At 61.9% G+C, this 16,614-nt stretch carries 14 protein-coding genes; 4 read left to right on the top strand and 10 right to left on the bottom strand.

What is annotated here, in order from left to right; translation table 11 throughout:
• Nucleotides 1-10: 10 nt before the first annotated feature.
• The 4 genes from WFK61_RS23250 to WFK61_RS23235 form a co-directional block, all read right to left on the bottom strand.
• Nucleotides 11-880, bottom strand: a complete 870-nt coding sequence (locus WFK61_RS23250) for a hypothetical protein (protein WP_336814433.1) — start codon at nt 878-880, stop codon at nt 11-13.
• Between the two features lie 307 nt (nt 881-1,187).
• The gene (locus tag WFK61_RS23245) at nt 1,188-3,596 is read right to left on the bottom strand and encodes a response regulator (protein ID WP_336814432.1); all 2,409 of its coding nucleotides are present in this window, start codon (nt 3,594-3,596) and stop codon (nt 1,188-1,190) included.
• 81 nt (nt 3,597-3,677) lie between these two features.
• Nucleotides 3,678-5,120: a UdgX family uracil-DNA binding protein gene (locus WFK61_RS23240; RefSeq protein ID WP_336814431.1), complete on the bottom strand. Its 1,443-nt coding sequence runs from the start codon at nt 5,118-5,120 to the stop codon at nt 3,678-3,680.
• Nucleotides 5,117-6,349 (bottom strand): putative DNA modification/repair radical SAM protein, encoded by a 1,233-nt coding sequence (locus tag WFK61_RS23235; RefSeq protein ID WP_336814430.1) that lies wholly within the window; start codon nt 6,347-6,349, stop codon nt 5,117-5,119. Before WFK61_RS23235 ends, WFK61_RS23240 begins: the two co-directional genes overlap by 4 nt.
• A gap of 172 nt (nt 6,350-6,521) precedes the next feature.
• On the opposite strand from WFK61_RS23235, the gene WFK61_RS23230 reads away from it, so the two are divergent.
• Both WFK61_RS23230 and WFK61_RS23225 read left to right on the top strand, forming a co-directional pair.
• Complete coding sequence (locus WFK61_RS23230) at nt 6,522-7,070, top strand: biliverdin-producing heme oxygenase (protein WP_336814429.1); 549 nt, start codon at nt 6,522-6,524, stop codon at nt 7,068-7,070.
• A complete protein-coding gene (locus WFK61_RS23225) occupies nt 7,067-9,601 on the top strand; it encodes an HWE histidine kinase domain-containing protein (protein WP_336814428.1) in 2,535 nt (844 codons plus the stop codon). The genes WFK61_RS23230 and WFK61_RS23225 overlap by 4 nt, the downstream gene beginning before the upstream one ends.
• A 21-nt stretch (nt 9,602-9,622) precedes the next feature.
• Here the strand turns inward: WFK61_RS23225 and WFK61_RS23220 are convergent, their stop codons facing one another.
• From WFK61_RS23220 to WFK61_RS23200, 5 genes are all read right to left on the bottom strand, one after another.
• Complete coding sequence (locus WFK61_RS23220) at nt 9,623-10,690, bottom strand: histidine kinase dimerization/phosphoacceptor domain -containing protein (protein ID WP_336814427.1); 1,068 nt, start codon at nt 10,688-10,690, stop codon at nt 9,623-9,625.
• A 22-nt stretch (nt 10,691-10,712) separates the two neighbouring features.
• Nucleotides 10,713-11,126, bottom strand: coding sequence for a response regulator (locus WFK61_RS23215; RefSeq protein WP_336814455.1), 414 nt, complete (start codon nt 11,124-11,126; stop codon nt 10,713-10,715).
• Between the two features lie 26 nt (nt 11,127-11,152).
• Nucleotides 11,153-12,649, bottom strand: a complete 1,497-nt coding sequence (locus WFK61_RS23210) for a sensor histidine kinase (protein WP_336814426.1) — start codon at nt 12,647-12,649, stop codon at nt 11,153-11,155.
• A gap of 166 nt (nt 12,650-12,815) precedes the next feature.
• Entirely contained in the window at nt 12,816-13,070 is a 255-nt protein-coding gene (locus WFK61_RS23205; protein WP_336814425.1) for a DUF6894 family protein, read from the bottom strand.
• 33 nt (nt 13,071-13,103) lie between these two features.
• Nucleotides 13,104-13,853: a Crp/Fnr family transcriptional regulator gene (locus WFK61_RS23200; RefSeq protein WP_336814424.1), complete on the bottom strand. Its 750-nt coding sequence runs from the start codon at nt 13,851-13,853 to the stop codon at nt 13,104-13,106.
• Between the two features lie 438 nt (nt 13,854-14,291).
• Between WFK61_RS23200 and WFK61_RS23195 the strand changes: the two genes are divergently transcribed.
• Nucleotides 14,292-15,017: a Crp/Fnr family transcriptional regulator gene (locus WFK61_RS23195; protein WP_336814423.1), complete on the top strand. Its 726-nt coding sequence runs from the start codon at nt 14,292-14,294 to the stop codon at nt 15,015-15,017.
• A 54-nt stretch (nt 15,018-15,071) separates the two neighbouring features.
• Complete coding sequence (locus WFK61_RS23190) at nt 15,072-15,338, top strand: DUF6894 family protein (RefSeq protein ID WP_336814422.1); 267 nt, start codon at nt 15,072-15,074, stop codon at nt 15,336-15,338.
• Between the two features lie 76 nt (nt 15,339-15,414).
• Here the strand turns inward: WFK61_RS23190 and WFK61_RS23185 are convergent, their stop codons facing one another.
• Nucleotides 15,415-16,584 (bottom strand): MlaD family protein, encoded by a 1,170-nt coding sequence (locus tag WFK61_RS23185; protein WP_336814421.1) that lies wholly within the window; start codon nt 16,582-16,584, stop codon nt 15,415-15,417.
• Nucleotides 16,585-16,614: the final 30 nt, after the last annotated feature.

Genomic DNA, 16,614 nt, shown 5'->3' with positions numbered 1-16,614 from the left:
GCACGATCATTCAGAGCGTCGGGTCGACCAGCAGGTTCTCGTCGCGATGCTCGCCGCCGAGCGTTGCCGCCCAGGCCGCCGCAGCCGCTCCCACCAGCAGCGCAGCCGCGGTCAGGAAGGCGCTCAGGACTGCGATCTTGCGTGCACGCTCTGCCGCCTGCTTGGCTGTTTCCTTGGCCTGCGACAGTCGGGCATAGGCGTCGTCGATGCGCTTCTGTGCATCTTGCTCGCTGATGCCGGACCGCGCGGCGAGCCGAGATGCCAGGTAATCTCGGTCGGCCTGCTCGATCTTGCCGTTCTTCAGCGCATTGACGAAGATCCGGGAGGCTTCGTCACGCTCCTGTGCAGTCGGTGGCTGCTGACCACTCGCGCGCATGACATTGTCGAGCGCCATCGCGAGCGGATCGACATTCTGCGAAACCAGCGAAGCCACGCCCGAGCTCGCACTGGCGACGCCGCTGACCGCGGTCTTGGCGGCGCCGAAAAGCGACGAGGTCGCGACGACGGTGATCAGAAGCGCCCCGGTCGCCCAGACCAGCAGGCCATGTGTCGCATCGCGCACCTTGCGCTCTTCGCCATTGGCATCGAAGCTCGGCTGACGCATCCGGCCGGCAAGATAGCCGCCGGCCATGGTCGCCGAGGCCATGACCCAGAGCGCCCACAAGGCGCCTGCGACTGCCAGCGCCGTGGCGCTGGAACTCCTCTCGAAATCGGCGGAGACCATCGACAGGCCGATCGCCGATCCGAAAACCGTCATGATGGTCGAGATCGCCGTCGCGATAACTGCGCCGCCGAAGATTGGGCCCCACTGTACGTAGGAGCGGTTCTCCTTGTTGACGGTAACCGGGGCGACGACGACGTCCGTTCCAGACATGGACATGGCGAACTCCTATCGAAGACCGAGGAACGACAGGATGGCCATGATGACCACTACGAGACCGACAAGATAAATGATGCTGTCCATGAGCCCCTCCTGCTGGTGAGCGAAAGTGAGGGCGAAACGGGCGGCGCTATAGATAGGTTCCGGAGACACGCACTGCGGAACGTTTGATGGAGTTAGTCGGCACCGGAGAAGCGCGCCGGCACTTATTGAACCTTGGCTTCCTCAAAGTGGACGCGCCGCTTTTCGCGTAAGGTCGAGGAGCTTGTATGAATAATCCGAGGGCTGTGCCGATTACGGCGTGGAGTTATGAACTCCGCGCTCTTGCTATCGCGTTGACGATGGCAGACGGACTATAGGGCTTGGAGACGACCACCTCGCCGTTGACGTCGATCTCCGAGGTGTCACCCGTCGCAAACACAACGCAAAGCGAGCTATTGCGCGCCCTCGCCATGCGCACGAGTTCGATACCCGAGGCCCCAGGAAGCTTCACATCGGTGACGAGGACATCGACCGAGTGATGCTGCAAGATCGGCATCGCCTCCTCAGCGCTACCTGCCTCTATGATGGAAAAACCGGCATCCTCGAGGATATCGCAGGTATTCATGCGGATTAGAGCGTCGTCCTCGACAATCAGGACGGTGACAGGTTTTTGCGCAGCCGGTCCCGAGCCATGGTCTTCCGTCAATACCTGCTCCGCCTTCCGAGGGGAGCGCGCCTTCTGCGTCGCGAGCACCAGCCGGATCTTTCGCGCCAGGGCTTCTCGCGTATAGGGCTTGGACAGGAGCTCGACGCCCGCGTCCAGGCGGCCGCCATGGACGATGGAGTTTTCCGTGTAGCCCGAGGTGAACAGCACGGCGAGATGCGGCAGGCGCTCACGCGCGATCCGGGCAAGCTCGGGGCTCTTCAACTGTCCGGGCATCACCACGTCGGTGAACAGCAGATCGATGCCGACGCCGCTTTCGACGACATGGAGCGCGCTTGTCGCATCGCCGGCTCGCAGAACGCGATAGCCGAGATCGGTCAAAAGCTCGATCACCGTGCCACGGACCTGCTCGTCGTCCTCGACGACCAGGATCGTTTCGGTCCCACCAGCGATCGGGCTGTTGTCGACGGCCGTCTCAATAGCTTCCTTCTGGAAGGAGCGAGGCAGATAAAGCTTCACCGTGGTTCCGTGGTCGAGCTCCGAGTAGATTTTGACGTGGCCACCTGACTGCTTGACGAAACCGTAGACCATCGACAGGCCAAGACCGCTCCCCTTTCCCTCGGGCTTCGTCGAGAAGAACGGGTCGAAGGCCTTCGCCAACACATCGGCCGACATCCCTGACCCGGTGTCGCTGACCGCAAGCATGACATATTGCCCTGCCACGACATCGCTGTGCCTAGCGGCATAGCTGTCGTCGAGATGGGCATTGGCAAGGTCGATCGTCAGCTTGCCCGAACCGTTCATGGCGTCGCGCGCGTTGATCGCCAGATTGAGCAGCGCATTCTCGACCTGCGTTGGGTCGATCAGGGAATTCCAGAGCCCGCCGCCCACTACCGTCTCGATCTCGATGCCCTCGCCGAGGGTGCGGCTGAACATGTCGTCCATGCCGCGAACCAGGCGACCGAGATTGACGACCTTCGGCTCCAGCGGCTGCCGCCGGCCGAAAGCGAGCAGTTGCGAAGCGAGCTTCGAGCCGCGGGCGACGCCGGTCATGGCATTGGCGATGCGGCGCTCGGCCTTCTCGTTCCCGGCGACATCCTTGGCCAGGAGCTGCAGATTGCCCGAGATCACCTGCAGCAGGTTATTGAAGTCATGTGCGACCCCGCCGGTCAATTGGCCGATCGCCTCCATCTTCTGGCTGTGGCGCAAGGCCTCTTCAGCGGCGAGCAGCTTCTGAGTGCGTTCCGCCACGATCTGTTCGAGCGTCTCGTTCAGCTTAGCGAGAGCGAGCTCGGCCTGCCGGCGCGCCGTGATGTCCTGAAACAGGACCGCGACCTGCCGCTTGCTTGCGGGCTCGATACGGATCGCAGCCAGTTCCAGGAAGCGGCCGGTGGCGACGAGTTCCTGCTGGAAGCGAATGGGCGTGCCCGTGCGAAGGACGGCGCCGTAGCGCTCCACCCATGAGTCGGCCTCGGCACCGACCATCTCGCGCAGCTTCTGGCCGACGACATTCGGGATTCCGGCGTGCCGGGCATAGGCCGCATTGGCTTCGATATGAATGTAGTCGCTGTCCGGCCCGTGCGGCCCGTCGAAGAATTCGATGATGCAGAAGCCTTCGTCGATCGCGTCGAACAGTCCTTTGTAGAGAGCAGTGCTCTCGGACAGTCGCCGTTCAGCCAGGCTCCGCTCGGTGGTATCGCTTCCCTGCACGAAGATGCCGGTAACGCCGCCCTGCGGACCGATGAGGGGTTGGTACACGAAATCAAGGAAACGCTCCGAGATCGGACCTTCGGGCTGCCCTTGTATGGCAAACCGCGCGCCCGACGCCGTGTAGGCTTTTCCGGATTGGTAAACTTCATCAAGAATCCGGACAAAGCCCTGCGCATCCGCTTCGGGAAGCGCTTCGGCCACGGTCTTTCCAATGACGTTGCGGCCATCTACCAGTTCCAGATAGCTCGGATTCGCCAGCTGGAACCGATGCTCCGGGCCTTGCAAAAGCGCCATGAAAGTCGGCGCCTGGTCGAACATCTCGGAAAGGAACGAGGCGATATTGACGTCGCTGGCGGGCAAAGCCGTTTTCCTGAGAAAGCAGAGCGGTTGGTCGGTCGTACGGTATCCGCGAGCCACGGCAAAGCGGCTCACCCAAAAGGCCTAGTGCCGGAATATTCGTTGTCGCGCGCGGGCGAGATCCGCGACGAAGCGAGCGTATTCGCGAGAGCGCGCCTCCTCGTCCGGCAGGCGAAGTAGGTACGAAGGATGGACGGTGGCCAACAGCGGCGTGCCGTCGTCAAGCGCAAGCTCGCAATCCCGCGCGCTGCCGAGCGAGCCGGCGTACCCCGTCAGCGATCGCAGGGCGCTGGCGCCGAGGGCAACGACAAGCCGAGGCTTCACGAATTGCAGTTCGAGATCGAGCCAGAAGCGGCAGGCATTGATCTCCCCGACACTGGGCTTCTCGTGAATGCGGCGCTTGCCGCGTAGCTCGAATTTGAAGTGCTTCACCGCATTGGTGACATAGGCGCGCGCCCGATCGAGACCGGCGTCCTGCACCGCCTGGTCGAAAACCTGCCCGGCGGGACCGACGAAAGGCCGGCCCGCGAGGTCCTCCCGGTCGCCTGGCTGCTCGCCCACGAAGACGACCGGCGCTTCCAGCGGTCCTTCTCCGAAGACCGTCTGCGTGCCATGACAATGCAGGTCACAGCGCTTGCACCGTTGCGCCGCAGCGGCCGCATCCTGCCAGGAGGTGATCGCAAGTTTTTCGCTCGGTGCTTCGGGGCGATGCCGAAGCTGCCGGGCATGTCGTTCGGGTGGCTGCGTCGGAGCGCGCATCACCATATCCTCTGCTCGCCGGGCGGCGCTTGCGATCAGAGGCACAATCAATTCGGCCTCGGGTAGGTTCCGCCAGTATTTCACCGGCATCTCACTTTTCATCGCCTTCGGCTTCAGGCGGGCCGGATTGAAGATGTTGGCGTAGTAGGTGAGCCAATAGACTTCCATGGCATCGCCGTCCGGCGCATCGGCCTTGCTGGCGGCGGGGCCGAGCTGAAGCGCTTTGCCGTCCCAGTGCAGCGAGCCCTGCGGCGTCATGATCGACCAGAGCATCCCGGCGAAGCGCCCCGTGAAGAAGCTAGCGGCCCGTTCGAGGATGAAATGCTCCGGCTCGAACCAGGCAATGAAGGGGCCTTCCTCGCCCGCGCCCGACACGGCCCGGAAGCGGACGAAGGCGGTCATCTTGTGCAGGTCGCGGCGCACCGAGCGGGCCATCGCCTCGGCGCGTGCGATGTCAGAGTCGGCTGCATTGTCGAGCAGGCGCGGCTCGTCCTGCAAACGCAGCAGCAGACGATGCAGTAGGACGAAACGGCTGGGATCCCGATGACAGACGACGTTTTCGGCAAGCTCGATGAAACGGCGGGACACAATCAGCGCAATACTTCCGCCCTCGACCGGAGTGACGTTCTCCATTGCGAACAGTCCGGCATCATCCTCGCTCGTTAGCCAGGCGACGGCCTCGGGCTTGACGCCGGCAAGCGCCAGCCGGCGGGCCTCGCGGCGCCAGCCGGCAAAATCGGCAGGCCCGTTCAGTCGGGCTGCGATCACGGGAAGAGCGTCAATTGTCGCGGTTGCGGCTTCAACCGGGCCTGTAGGTTCTGAGCGTCAAGTCCGCTGCCCGGTCGCCAGCCCTCTGCCACGATGAAATGTCGGATCGTCGTGAGCGATCGCGTCAGCCGACCGACGTCTTCTAGCCTGAGCCGGCGGAACCGTCGCGAGGCTAGAATGCGATCGACACTTCGCGTACCGAGACCCGGTACCCGCAACAGGCCCTCGCGATCGGCTCGGTTCACGTCGACGGGAAAGCGCCCGCGCTCGCGCAGCGCCCAGGCGAGCTTGGGGTCGATATCGAGATCGAGCATCTCGTTACGCCCCAGGATTTCCTCAGTCTCGAAACCATAGAAGCGCGTCAGCCAGTCGGCCTGATAAAGCCGGTGCTCGCGCATCAGCGGCGGAGGCTGGAGTGGCAACTGGCGCGAGGCATCCGGGATCGGGCTGAAGGCCGAGTAATAAACCCGCTTCAGGCCGAAGCTTCCATAAAGCCAGGCGCTGCGCTTCAGGATGGCGGAATCGCTTGCGCCATCAGCACCAACGATCATCTGCGTGCTCTGCCCAGCAGGCGAGAAGGCCGGGGCCTTCGCGCTCTTCTCCCGTTCCTCGCGCGCAGCCTCGATCTTCAGTTTGAGGCCGCCCATCGCGCTCTTGATCTCGCCTGCCTGTTTCTCCGGGGCGAAACGCGCGAGCGCCGCCTCGCTCGGCAGTTCGACATTGATCGATACCCGGTCGGCGAAAAGTCCGGCGCGCTCGATCAGATCGCGGCTCGCGCCGGGGATCAACTTGAGATGGATATAGCCGCGGAACCCATGCTGCCGGCGCAGCGTTTCGGCGACACGCACAAGCTCGGCCATCGTGTAATCGGCCGAGCGGATGATGCCTGAGGACAGGAAAAGGCCTTCGATATAATTGCGGCGGTAGAAATTGAGGGTCAGTGCGACGACTTCCTCGACCGAGAAGCGGGCGCGGCGAACATTGCTCGACGAACGGTTGATGCAGAAGACGCAGTCGAAGCTGCAGAAATTCGTCAACAGGATCTTGAGGAGCGAGATGCAGCGGCCGTCAGGCGCGTAAGAATGGCAGATGCCGGCGCCCGAGGTCGAGCCCAGGCCTTTCCCGTCGCGCGAATCTCGCTTCGTGGTGCTGCTCGATGCGCAAGACGCATCGTATTTCGCGGCGTCGCTGAGGATTTCGAGCTTCTCCACGACCGAGAGCTGTGCCATCGCAATTCCTTTTGTTCTTTATATGTTCCTAGGCTAGCCCAAGGCCGAGTTCAAGCCAATCCGTCGGGCGAGAGGACGGGGGCGAACGGGAATCTGCAATGGAAACAGCGCCGATTACGCTGATGTTGGGCTATAGCGATGCTGATGCGGAACGATTCTGGATGCCGGTAGAATGATCGAGATCAGAAGTTTCCTGCGCGAGGAGACGAGCAAGCTTCATCGCGAACTTGACGCCATTGTTGGCGGTTTTTCAAACCGCGCCGCATATGCCCGCTTCCTGCAGGGATCGTACCGCCATCGCGCGCCGGTCGAGGCCGCGTTGCTGAATGCGACGGCTGTTGGGGCTTCGTCCTGGCAGCCGCGCAGGCTTATGCCGGAGCTGGAGGCGGACCTCGCCGACCTGGCGCTCCCGCTTCCCGCAGCCGAGGCCTTCCATCTGTCAAATGACATGGCTGCCTTCTTGGGAGCAGCCTATGTTCTCGAAGGCTCCGCCTTGGGCGCGCGCGTGCTGGTGAAGGGAGTGGGCGTTCTGGGATTCGGGCCTGAATACGGAGCGCGCTACCTTTCGGCGCAAGCCGGCTCACTCGATAGCTGGCGCACGTTGTTGGTCGCGCTTGAAGGGCTCGACCGACAGGCATGGGATGCCGCAGCTCAGGCGAGCAGGGCAGTCTTCGTGCATGCCATCCAGGCCTTCACTTCGGAAGAACTCTCTCCTGCATGACGACGGTTGATCTGACGAACTGCGATCGCGAGCCGATCCATATCCCCGGCAGCGTACAGTCCCATGGCTGCATGATCGTGTGCGATGCCGAGGCGGTGACGATTCGGCGCCATTCCAGCAATGCCAGCACCTTCCTTGGCCTTGGAGAGTTCGAGCTCGTCGGACGCAGGCTCGAAGAGGTACTCGGCGGGCCGGTCGTGCATGAGATGCGCAATGCGCTCGCGCGTTCCGGCGTGCCATCCCGGGCCGGCCTGATGCCGCGTTATCGCCTTCCTGCGCTCGAACGCGAGTTCGACATTTCAATCCATGCCTTCAAGGGCAACGCCATCATTGAGTTCGAGGAGAGTGTCCCGGCTGGGCCAAGTTCACCGCTCGAATTCGCCCGGACGCTGGTCGGTCGGCTCTCGGATGTCACGACACCGGCCCAGCTGATCAAGAATGCGGCGCGCCTGCTTAGGGCGGTTCTCCAGTACGACCGGGTGATGATCTACCAGTTCGCGCCCGACGGCTCTGGCAAGGTCGTCAGCGAGGCCAAGCGCCCCGACCTCGAAAGCTTCATGGGGCAGCATTTCCCGGCGAGCGACATCCCGCAGCAGGCGCGCCAACTCTATCTTCTCAACCCGATCCGCGTCGTCTCCGACGCGAGCGGTGAGCGCTTCCCGATCACGCCGGTGCTTGATGCAGCGGGCGAGCCGCTCGACCTGTCCTATGCGCATCTGCGCAGCGTTTCGCCGATCCATTGCGAGTACCTGCGCAACATGGGGGTTTCGGCCTCGATGTCAGTCTCGATCATCGTCGACGGCGCGCTCTGGGGTCTGATCGCCTGCCATCATTACAGCCCGCGCTCGCTCTCGATGAACCGCCGGATCGCGGCGGAGATCTTCGGCGAGTTCTTCGCGCTCCAGCTTGGTGCCCTGACACAGAAGCAGATGCTATTCGCGGCGGAGAACGCGCGAGATTTTCTCAATGGCCTGCTTTCGTCCGCGGCGCATGTCACCGACGCCTCGAGCTTCCTCGGCCAGCACCTCGCTGAGTTCCGCAATCTCGTGGAAAGCGATGGCGTCGGCGTCTGGGTGAATGGCGATTGGCGGGCGGAAGGTAGCGCGCCGCCGGCCGAATTCGCAGAGGAACTGGCAGCCTTCGCCGGTTCGGTTTGCGAAGGGCGAATCTGGGCGACGACGGCGCTGGCTGAGCCACTGCCGTCGGCGCGCATTTACGCGAATACATTCGCCGGCATGCTCGCAATCCCGCTATCCCAGATTCCGCGCGACTACCTCTTCTTCTTTCGGAAAGAGCTAGTGCACACGATCGAATGGGGCGGTGACCCTAACAAGACCTACACCACCGGCCCCCACGGCGACCGCCTCACGCCACGGCAGAGCTTCGCCGTCTGGAAGGAGACCGTGGCTGGCCACTCCAAAATCTGGACGCCGGTCGAGCGCGAGTTGGCCGAATCCGCGCGCCGGACCCTGATCGAGGTCGTCCTGCGCCAGAGCGAGCTCTTGGCCGATGAGCGGAACAAGGCCGAAATTCGCCAGAAGATGCTCAATCAGGAGCTCAATCACCGGGTCAAGAACATCCTCGCTCTGATCAAGTCGATCGTTGCCCATCCGCTCGCGGAAGGCGCCACGATCGAAGCCTATGTCACCTCGCTGAAGGGGCGGATCGAGGCGCTTGCCATCGCCCATGACCAGGCCATGCGGGCGAGCGGCGGCGGGCTGTTGCTCGATCTCGTCAACGCCGAAGCCTCGCCCTATCGGACGAGCGGCGGCACGATCACGGTTAGTGGCCCCGCCGTCGCGCTCGATGCCCGCGCCTTCTCGGTCGTCGCTCTGGTAATCCATGAGCTGATCACCAACGCTGCCAAATACGGCGCGCTATCCGTCAAGGCCGGCGAGCTAAGGGTCGACTGGTCGCAAAGTCTCGCCGGCGATTGCGAGATCGTCTGGCAGGAGCGGGGCGGACCGCCGGTCAGGCCGCCGTCGCGGCAGGGCTTTGGCAGCATCCTGATCGATCGCAGCATCCCCTACGATCTTGGCGGGCGAAGCGATCTTGCCTTTGAGCCGGAGGGCATCACGGTCAGGCTTTGTATACCCGCCAAGTTCGCCCGCTGGACCGAGGATGCGGCGTCTCCGGAGGAGGCGCCCATGCCGATCAGGGGGAAGCCCGGCCGGCCATTGGAAGGCAGGCGCGTGCTGCTGGTCGAAGACCAGTTCATCATCGCTATGGATTGCGAGGACATGCTGTCGACCCTGGGCGCAAGCCAGGTCAAAGTCTGCGCTAATGTTTCCGAGGCCCTGTCGTTCCTGAGCCGAACGGCGCCAGACCTCGCGATCCTCGACGTCAATCTTGGCTCCGAAACCTCCGAGCCGATCGGCAATCGCCTGCGCGAGCTTGGTGTGCCCTTCCTCTTCGCGACGGGCTATGACGACCTTGCGATCCTAGGGGTCGCCGAGGCGGCGATGCTGCGCAAGCCCTACAATCTCGCTTCGCTGGAGGCGGCGCTGCGCAGGCTTCCGGGCATCGCATAGCTCACCCGCGTCCGGCGCGGTTCAGGCCGCTTCGGTCGCCGGAGGTGCCAGGCTGGCGAGTGACAGCTGCATGATGGCCTGCGTCCCACGTCCGCCCGTATCCGCGTAACGCAATTCGGTGGCAAGGCTCTTCGCCATCGCGCGCACGATCTTGCTGCCAAGGCCGGTGCCCCTGATCGTGCCGGTTCCGCTCCAGCCGATCCCGTCATCGGCGACCGCGAGCGTGACGGCATCGCCCTCGCGGGAGAGGCTGACCCGGACTTCGCCCTGGCCGTTCGGATAGGCGTATTTCAGCGCGTTGGTGACCAGTTCCGTCGCGATCAGCCCGATCGAGATTGCCTTATCGGTTTTCGCCAGCACGGTTTCGGCCTCGAAGCGGATCACGGGCATCTGGCCGGAGCCGGCAAGCGATTGGGCGAACTCATCGAGCAGCGAGCGGAGATAGCCAGCGAGATCTACGGCACGGACGTCGTCCGAGGTGTAGAGGCTGCGATGCAGGTTGCCGATCGCCGTGATGCGCGCCTGCGTCTCGGCCAGCGCGGCCTTGGCACCGGGGTCCTCGACCGAATTGGCCTGCATCCGGACGAGCGAGCCGACCAGCGACAGGCTGTTGGCGACGCGGTGATTCACTTCCGCCAGCAGCGTCACGGCCCGGTCGCGGGCCTCCCGTACTTCCTGCTCGGCCTGTTCGCGGGCACGGGTCAGGCGCGTTTTAACGACGGCATGTTCCAGCGCGGCCCGCAGCAAGACCTCGAAATCCTCGCCGACCGTCTTGACAACATAGTCCATCGCGCCGGCCTTTAGCGCCGTCACAGCGATCGACAGTTCCGAGGAAGCGGTCACGTAGATGACCGCGGGAGAAGCCGCATCCTTGGACAGCGCGGCGAGGACATCGAGTCCAGACGCCGTCCCGAGATCGTGGTCGAGGATGATGACGTCCATCCCGTCCGCTGCCGCGCGCGCGAGACCAGCCTCGGCGGTCTCGACATGCTCCACGACATAGTTGTGGCGCGCGAGCATGCGCTGCACGAGGCGCCCGAGCGTGGCGTCGTCATCGATATAGAGGACGTTGATGGGCCGGTTCGGCATCAGCGGCGGCCGCGCAAGCCGTTCATGGCGTTTCCGGAACCTGGATGACGGAGAAGAACAGCCCGAGTTGGCGGATCGCGTTGGCGAAGCCGTCATAGTCTACGGGCTTAGTGATGTAGACGTTGGCGCCGAGATCGTAGCAGCGCTGGATCTCGCGGCTGTCGTCGGTCGTGGTCAGCACGACTACCGGCGAGCGCTTGGTATGCACGTTCGCCTTCACCTTATCGAGGATGTCGACGCCGCCCATGTCGGGCAGGTTGAGGTCGAGGAGGATGAGGAGTTGGCGGCCGGCACTGACGGCGCCAGAGCCGTCTGCGCCGAACAGATAGTTCAGTGCATCCGTGCCGTTGGCGAAGGGTATGATCTCATTGCTGACCCCTGCGCGGCGGATGTTCTTCTCGATGAGGCGGGCGTGGCCTTCATCGTCCTCGATCATAATGATCGAGACGGGCTTTCCATTGGTCACGCTTCAGCACTCCGTCTGTAGGCCGTGAGGTCGGGGGGCAGGGTCACGGTAAAGGTCGTGCCCTTTCCAAGATCTGAGCGCACGGCGATATCGCCGCCGAGATTGCGCACCATCGTGCGGACATGGGCAAGGCCGATGCCTTCGCCCGCCGTGTTCTGCGTGCCGGAGCGTCGGAACAATTCGAAGATGCGCTCGTGATCCGTCGCCGCGATGCCGCGGCCATTGTCTTCGATCTCGATCTTCACCCAGCCGCGGCGCTCCCGGCGTGTGCGGACAGCGATCCGGATCGGACGCTCGGTCGCGCGATACTTGATCGCATTGTCGAGAAGGTTGCCCATGACCTGATCGAGCGAAAGGCGATCGCTCGTGATGCGGGTGACCTGCGCGTCGATCTCGATCCCGCCGCCTTCCTCCGCGCTCGCCTGATGGTGGACGGCCGCTGCAGCTGTTTCGATCAGCGAGGTCAGATCGACGCTCTCGGCACGCAATTCGCGTCGGCCTTCGCGGGAAATCTTGAGGATGGCATTGATGAGCCCATCCATCTTGCGCGTCGACGACCGGATGAAGCCGATCGCCTCGGCGACATCGACGCGCAGCGCCTCTTCGGCCGCCGCCTTCTGCTCCGACGTGGCGGCCGCTCCGGCGCCGACATACGCCTCGATCGGCTTGAACATCGCCTCCAGCTCGCTGGTGAAGCCCATGATGTTAACCAACGGCGCACGCAGATCATGCGTCACGATGTAGGCGAAACGCTGGACCTCCTCGTTCGCCTTTACGAGCGCATCCGTGCGCTCACGCACGCGTTCTTCCAGTCCGACATTGAGCGTTTCGACCTCGCGCCGCGCCGCGACCAGTTCGCGCGTATAGCTGATGATCGTCCAACTCGCCGCGCCGGCCATGGCGAGGATCATGATCGCGCCGATGATTGTGGTCCATCGCAATCTTGTCGAAGCCGTGACCTGAGCGTCGATCGCCTCCCGCAGTTCTTTTTCCGAGACAGCGAGAATAGCGCTCAGATCGGTGCGCAATTCGTCCATGAGGCGCTTACCAGTCCCGCTACGGACGAGGTTCAGCGCGGTCTCGATATCGCTCCTGCGCGTTGCTTCGACGGTGGCTGCGAGTTCACCCATCTTCTGCTCGAGCTCGCTATTGACCCGCTGCAGGATGGGCGTGACCTCGGGCAGCCTGGCTGCGGCACGTTCAAGCCGAGCGCGTTGGTCGGGAAGTCGGGAGGCCGCTGCGCTGTAGGGAGCAAGATAGCTTTCGTCCCGTGTCAGCAGATAGCCACGCTGGCCCGTCTCGGCGTCCTGCACAAGCGACAGCAAGTCAGCCGTTGCGCTTCGCACAGCGCGAGCTGCAGTCACTTCGCCGAAATAGCGCTCGCTTGCCGTCGTCAACCAAAGAGACGTGGCGACGATGATGACCAGTACGGCGATACCGATGGCCAGGAGCAGGGCGTTCGAGCGTTGAAAAAACGCCTGAGAGATAGGCATGCGGAGAACCAGCCGGTTAGGGTTCTCTCTTTGCGCCGATCAAAGCTTGCAGAGCAACAGCAAATGACATTGCAGCAGATACATCTGCGTGCATCGCGCAGAAGCCTATCCGCTGACCGTCACGAACCGGCGCTAGCCGAGCGAAGCTGCGCGCAGGTGACGACCTTCAACCGTTTTTGGCTGGCTTCGACGGCGGCAGGCCATCCAAGCGCAAGCTGGCTATGTAGATTTCTGCCCCTTCGGCGTTCTGTACGGTGACAGAAAGCGACATGTGGTCGCCATTTGGCAGTTTCTCGCGGTTCAACGCGGCGAGCAATTCCTTGGCGGCATTTCGCGCGCTTTGATCATCGGGCAAATCTGTGCCTTCCTCGTCAAATTCGAGCTTCTCTCCGTCGCGGGTATGGAAGAAATAGCTAGGCATGCCTGCCTAATGCAGCCAGCGCCAAGCTGTTCCTCAAGCGCTTGCGATTTTGGCGGCACCGGGCTGGAGGTGCAGATAGTCCGGATCGAAATCCGCCAATTCGCAAAGCCCTCTCCAATCCAGAATGGTCAGCCGATTGGCGCGGAGCCGGATGAGCTTGGCCTCCCGGATCTCCCTGAGCTTCTTGTTCATGTGAACCGTGGACAGCCCGAGCGCATCTGCGATTTCCGGCTGCGTCAAAGGCAGATTGCAGGTCACGCCGTCCGACAAGCCGATGGCCGTCATCTTGGTGATGAACTCGCAGAGCAGATGAGCGATGCGGCTGGGTGCGGAGCGGCGCCCGATACCTACCATCCACTCGCGGTAGATCGACGCTTCGATGAGCGTTTCGCGCCAGAATGCCTCGGATATCCGGTAGGATGCTCGCGTGAGCGCTCGGACGGCATCATGTGAAATCAGGCCGACGACTGCGGGCGTCAGCGCTCCGAGGCAATGATCCATGCGCTCGATCAGCAGCGAGTGGATATCCGGAATGTCGCCGGGAAGATGAAGCGATAGGATCTGCCGTACGCCGTCGCCGACGATCTTGTAGCGACAAACCAGTCCTTCGGCGACCAGACAGCACTGTTTGGTGATCTCGCCTTCGATAACGATGTCCTGGCCGGCTTCGAAGCGCTTCAGGGTAAGCGGCAGATCTAGCAATTTCTGCCGTTCGGCAGGCGGCAAAGGAATATGGGTTTCGAGCTTGAGAACGAGGCGCTCCAGATAAAGCTGCTTGTCCATTCGCTCCCTGCCAATCAGATGGCGCGACGCCGCGACTTATTACCCAGTTCCCTGAGCTGTTCAAATGCGTGCCTCGTATAACGCGACCCTACGCCCTTCGGTGCCATCCCCACACCGCGACCATAAGGGCCATGGTCGAGGCAGGCCCGATAACGTTCGCTGTTCAGCCGGAAGACTATTCGCGCGAAAGTCCACGGTGCGCTCCGTGCCGTGTCCCTGACATTGGGGGCTCAGGGGCCAAGGGCACAGCGTGAACTCCTCTGGCACTAAAATTAGGCGAACTTGCCAGTTCGCTCTGTCAAATGACATCTCTTACCGAGGTTGAGCCGACTACGAAGGCGTAATGACTACGCCTTCGATCGCTTTGCTGAACCTCTGTCCTTCTGTGCCGCTGTCGAACGCCGACACGATGATATCGGATGCGCATTGATGCGGCCCTTGTCGCAACTCGATGCGTTGGTCAGGAAGTTGGAAACTCGATCAAGGCTTTCCGCAGATGACACCAAAATTCTCCTTAGCCTGCCTATCTCGCTAAGGCGCTACGAAGCGCGACGAGACATCATTCTCGAAGGCCGCAATAACAATCAGTGCTGCATCGTTCTCGAAGGCTTGCTGTGCCGCTACAAAGTCGTTCGAGACGGCGGAAGGCAAATTCTCTCGCTACATATGCCAGGCGATATCCCTGACCTTCAGTCAATCCATATCGATACAATGGATCACACAGTTGGGACGCTATCGCCAGCACTGGTCGGCTTCATCCCTCATGTCGCGATCAAGCATACGCTCCAGCAATCCTATGCGATTTCAAAGGCATTTTGGTTGGAGGTGCTGGTCGAGGCATCAATTCTAAGAGGCTGGACAGTCAGTCTCGGGAAGCGGAGCGCTCCGGCGCGCATCGCGCATTTCCTCTGCGAGTACGTGACGCGAATGAAGGCCATCGGCCTGTCGGATGGGGTGACATGCGGCTTGCCGCTCAACCAGCCTGAAATGGGCGATGTGCTCGGGTTGTCGACCGTTCACACCAACAAGAAATTGCGAGAGCTCAAGCGGGAAAGGCTGGTAGAAGTACGCGCGAATTTAATCCGTATTCTGGATTGGGAAGGTCTGTGCCAGCGGGCTGATTTCGATCCGAATTATCTGCATTTGAAGCTCTACGACGAGTGATGCGGATTTCAGGCTCGACAAGGAACTTGAGCGGGCGAGCGGCATTCTGCTGAGATGGCACGGTTTTACTTTGATACCGATGACGGTTCTGCCCCTGATACGGATGACGAGGGGGTAGATTTTCCTGATCCCGAAGCAGCGAAGTATGCCGCAAAGTCGATCCTGGCGGTCATGATCGGCGAGAAGCTATCTACCTCGGATCATATTGGCCTTCGTGTCGTGGTTCGGGACGAAGCCGGTGTTCCCATCTATACCGCGTGCCTGTGCCTCGACGGGACTGACGCTGAAGCTTTAAGCTTGGGCACGAGCGCATGCGCATAGCGGACTGCGCAGCGAACATAGCTCTCTCGCTCCGCGCAATCCGCCTAACCACGCGGATGAACCTGAATATCGGCAGCTAGCGCGAACCGCGATATTCGGGGATGCGGTTCTTGCTGCCGAAGAGCAGACTCTGAGGATCGCGGTTCACACTTTCTAGGTTCCGGATAAACCCAGAGAGGCTACCCTGCCCATTCGATGTAAAGCTTTCGACGGTTTTCAACCCAGCGCCTGTCAGCCGGATAATCTCAACAGTGGCCGCGGCTGAGCTGCGATCCAGACTGCTGGCAAGTGCACTCAGGGATCTCGCGGTTTCAGCAACCTCTGTAAACGCGCTCCGCCCATTGGTATCAACCGCGGCATTCAGGAACGCTTCGGCTCCCTTCAAGACGCCATCAATGTTATCACTGGCTCTGTTGAGCTTCTCGCTCACTGAAGCGGCTGTCTTGATGGCGTTTCTTACGTCGGGCGCTACGTCGGCCAGAGTGCTGGTTAGCCGATCGAAACCTCCAATGATGGAGACGATCCAGTTCTTATCGACCGTGCGCAGGGAATTCAGGTAGTCGTCGCCGAAGGTTTTCAGTTTCTGCGGCAGCGGCGTGACGAATTCCGCTACGTTCTCAACGCCTTTCATCAGTTTCTCAACGGAGGACGAGCTATCGTTCAACGAAGCTGAGAAGCGCTCCACCTCCTTGATCCTCTCGGTTATCGGTGCCGCATTTGCCTGGATAGCTCCATCGATCGCGACAAGAGATTCATCGATGCTCTTCGCGATCGATCCGACCTTCTCGAAAATGCTCGCCGAGTCTTCAACGACGATTGTCGGCTGCATTTTTCCGGGAGCTGCGGTCAGTTGACCGGCATACGGACTGCCTCCGCGAAGCTGCACAGCTACGATTCCGGCCAAGCCCTGTCCTTCTAGGCGGGCAGTGGTATCGGCGCGCAAGGGAGCCGACCGGCTGATCTTCAGAATGGCGTAGATTTGCCGCGGATCACTGGGCTCGATCTCGATGTCAGTGACCTCGCCTACCCGCAGGCCATTGAAGAGGACGCTCGAACCTCGGCCCAAACCCGAGATCTTGCCGTTGAAGATCAACCGCACATCGACCGTATCGGTCTGTCCTCTGCTGAACCAATATGTGAGCCCGAAAAGCGTAGCCACGAGGATCAGCGTGGCCAGTCCGATGAATGCGTGGGCTTGCCGGGATAGCATACTCTTGTTTCTATCCGACCCTGAGGCGACCGTCATCTACAACCGAAGATCAGCGCAAACCCTGAC

This window comes from Allobosea sp. MMO-172 (genome assembly GCF_037147855.1).
GTDB lineage: Bacteria > Pseudomonadota > Alphaproteobacteria > Rhizobiales > Beijerinckiaceae > Allobosea.
Note: the sequence above shows the minus strand (reverse complement) of the source record. Positions and strands in the feature narration are given on the sequence as shown.

Coding starts and splice junctions, on each gene's coding strand:
- WFK61_RS23205 (WP_336814425.1), bottom strand. CDS start 13,070: ATGCCTAGCTATTTCTTCCATACCCGCGACGGAGAGAAGCTCGAATTT.
- WFK61_RS23190 (WP_336814422.1), top strand. CDS start 15,072: ATGGCACGGTTTTACTTTGATACCGATGACGGTTCTGCCCCTGATACG.
- WFK61_RS23185 (WP_336814421.1), bottom strand. CDS start 16,584: ATGACGGTCGCCTCAGGGTCGGATAGAAACAAGAGTATGCTATCCCGG.
- WFK61_RS23230 (WP_336814429.1), top strand. CDS start 6,522: ATGATCGAGATCAGAAGTTTCCTGCGCGAGGAGACGAGCAAGCTTCAT.
- WFK61_RS23220 (WP_336814427.1), bottom strand. CDS start 10,690: ATGCCGAACCGGCCCATCAACGTCCTCTATATCGATGACGACGCCACG.
- WFK61_RS23210 (WP_336814426.1), bottom strand. CDS start 12,649: ATGCCTATCTCTCAGGCGTTTTTTCAACGCTCGAACGCCCTGCTCCTG.
- WFK61_RS23250 (WP_336814433.1), bottom strand. CDS start 880: ATGTCCATGTCTGGAACGGACGTCGTCGTCGCCCCGGTTACCGTCAAC.
- WFK61_RS23235 (WP_336814430.1), bottom strand. CDS start 6,349: ATGGCACAGCTCTCGGTCGTGGAGAAGCTCGAAATCCTCAGCGACGCC.
- WFK61_RS23225 (WP_336814428.1), top strand. CDS start 7,067: ATGACGACGGTTGATCTGACGAACTGCGATCGCGAGCCGATCCATATC.
- WFK61_RS23215 (WP_336814455.1), bottom strand. CDS start 11,126: ATGATCGAGGACGATGAAGGCCACGCCCGCCTCATCGAGAAGAACATC.
- WFK61_RS23200 (WP_336814424.1), bottom strand. CDS start 13,853: ATGGACAAGCAGCTTTATCTGGAGCGCCTCGTTCTCAAGCTCGAAACC.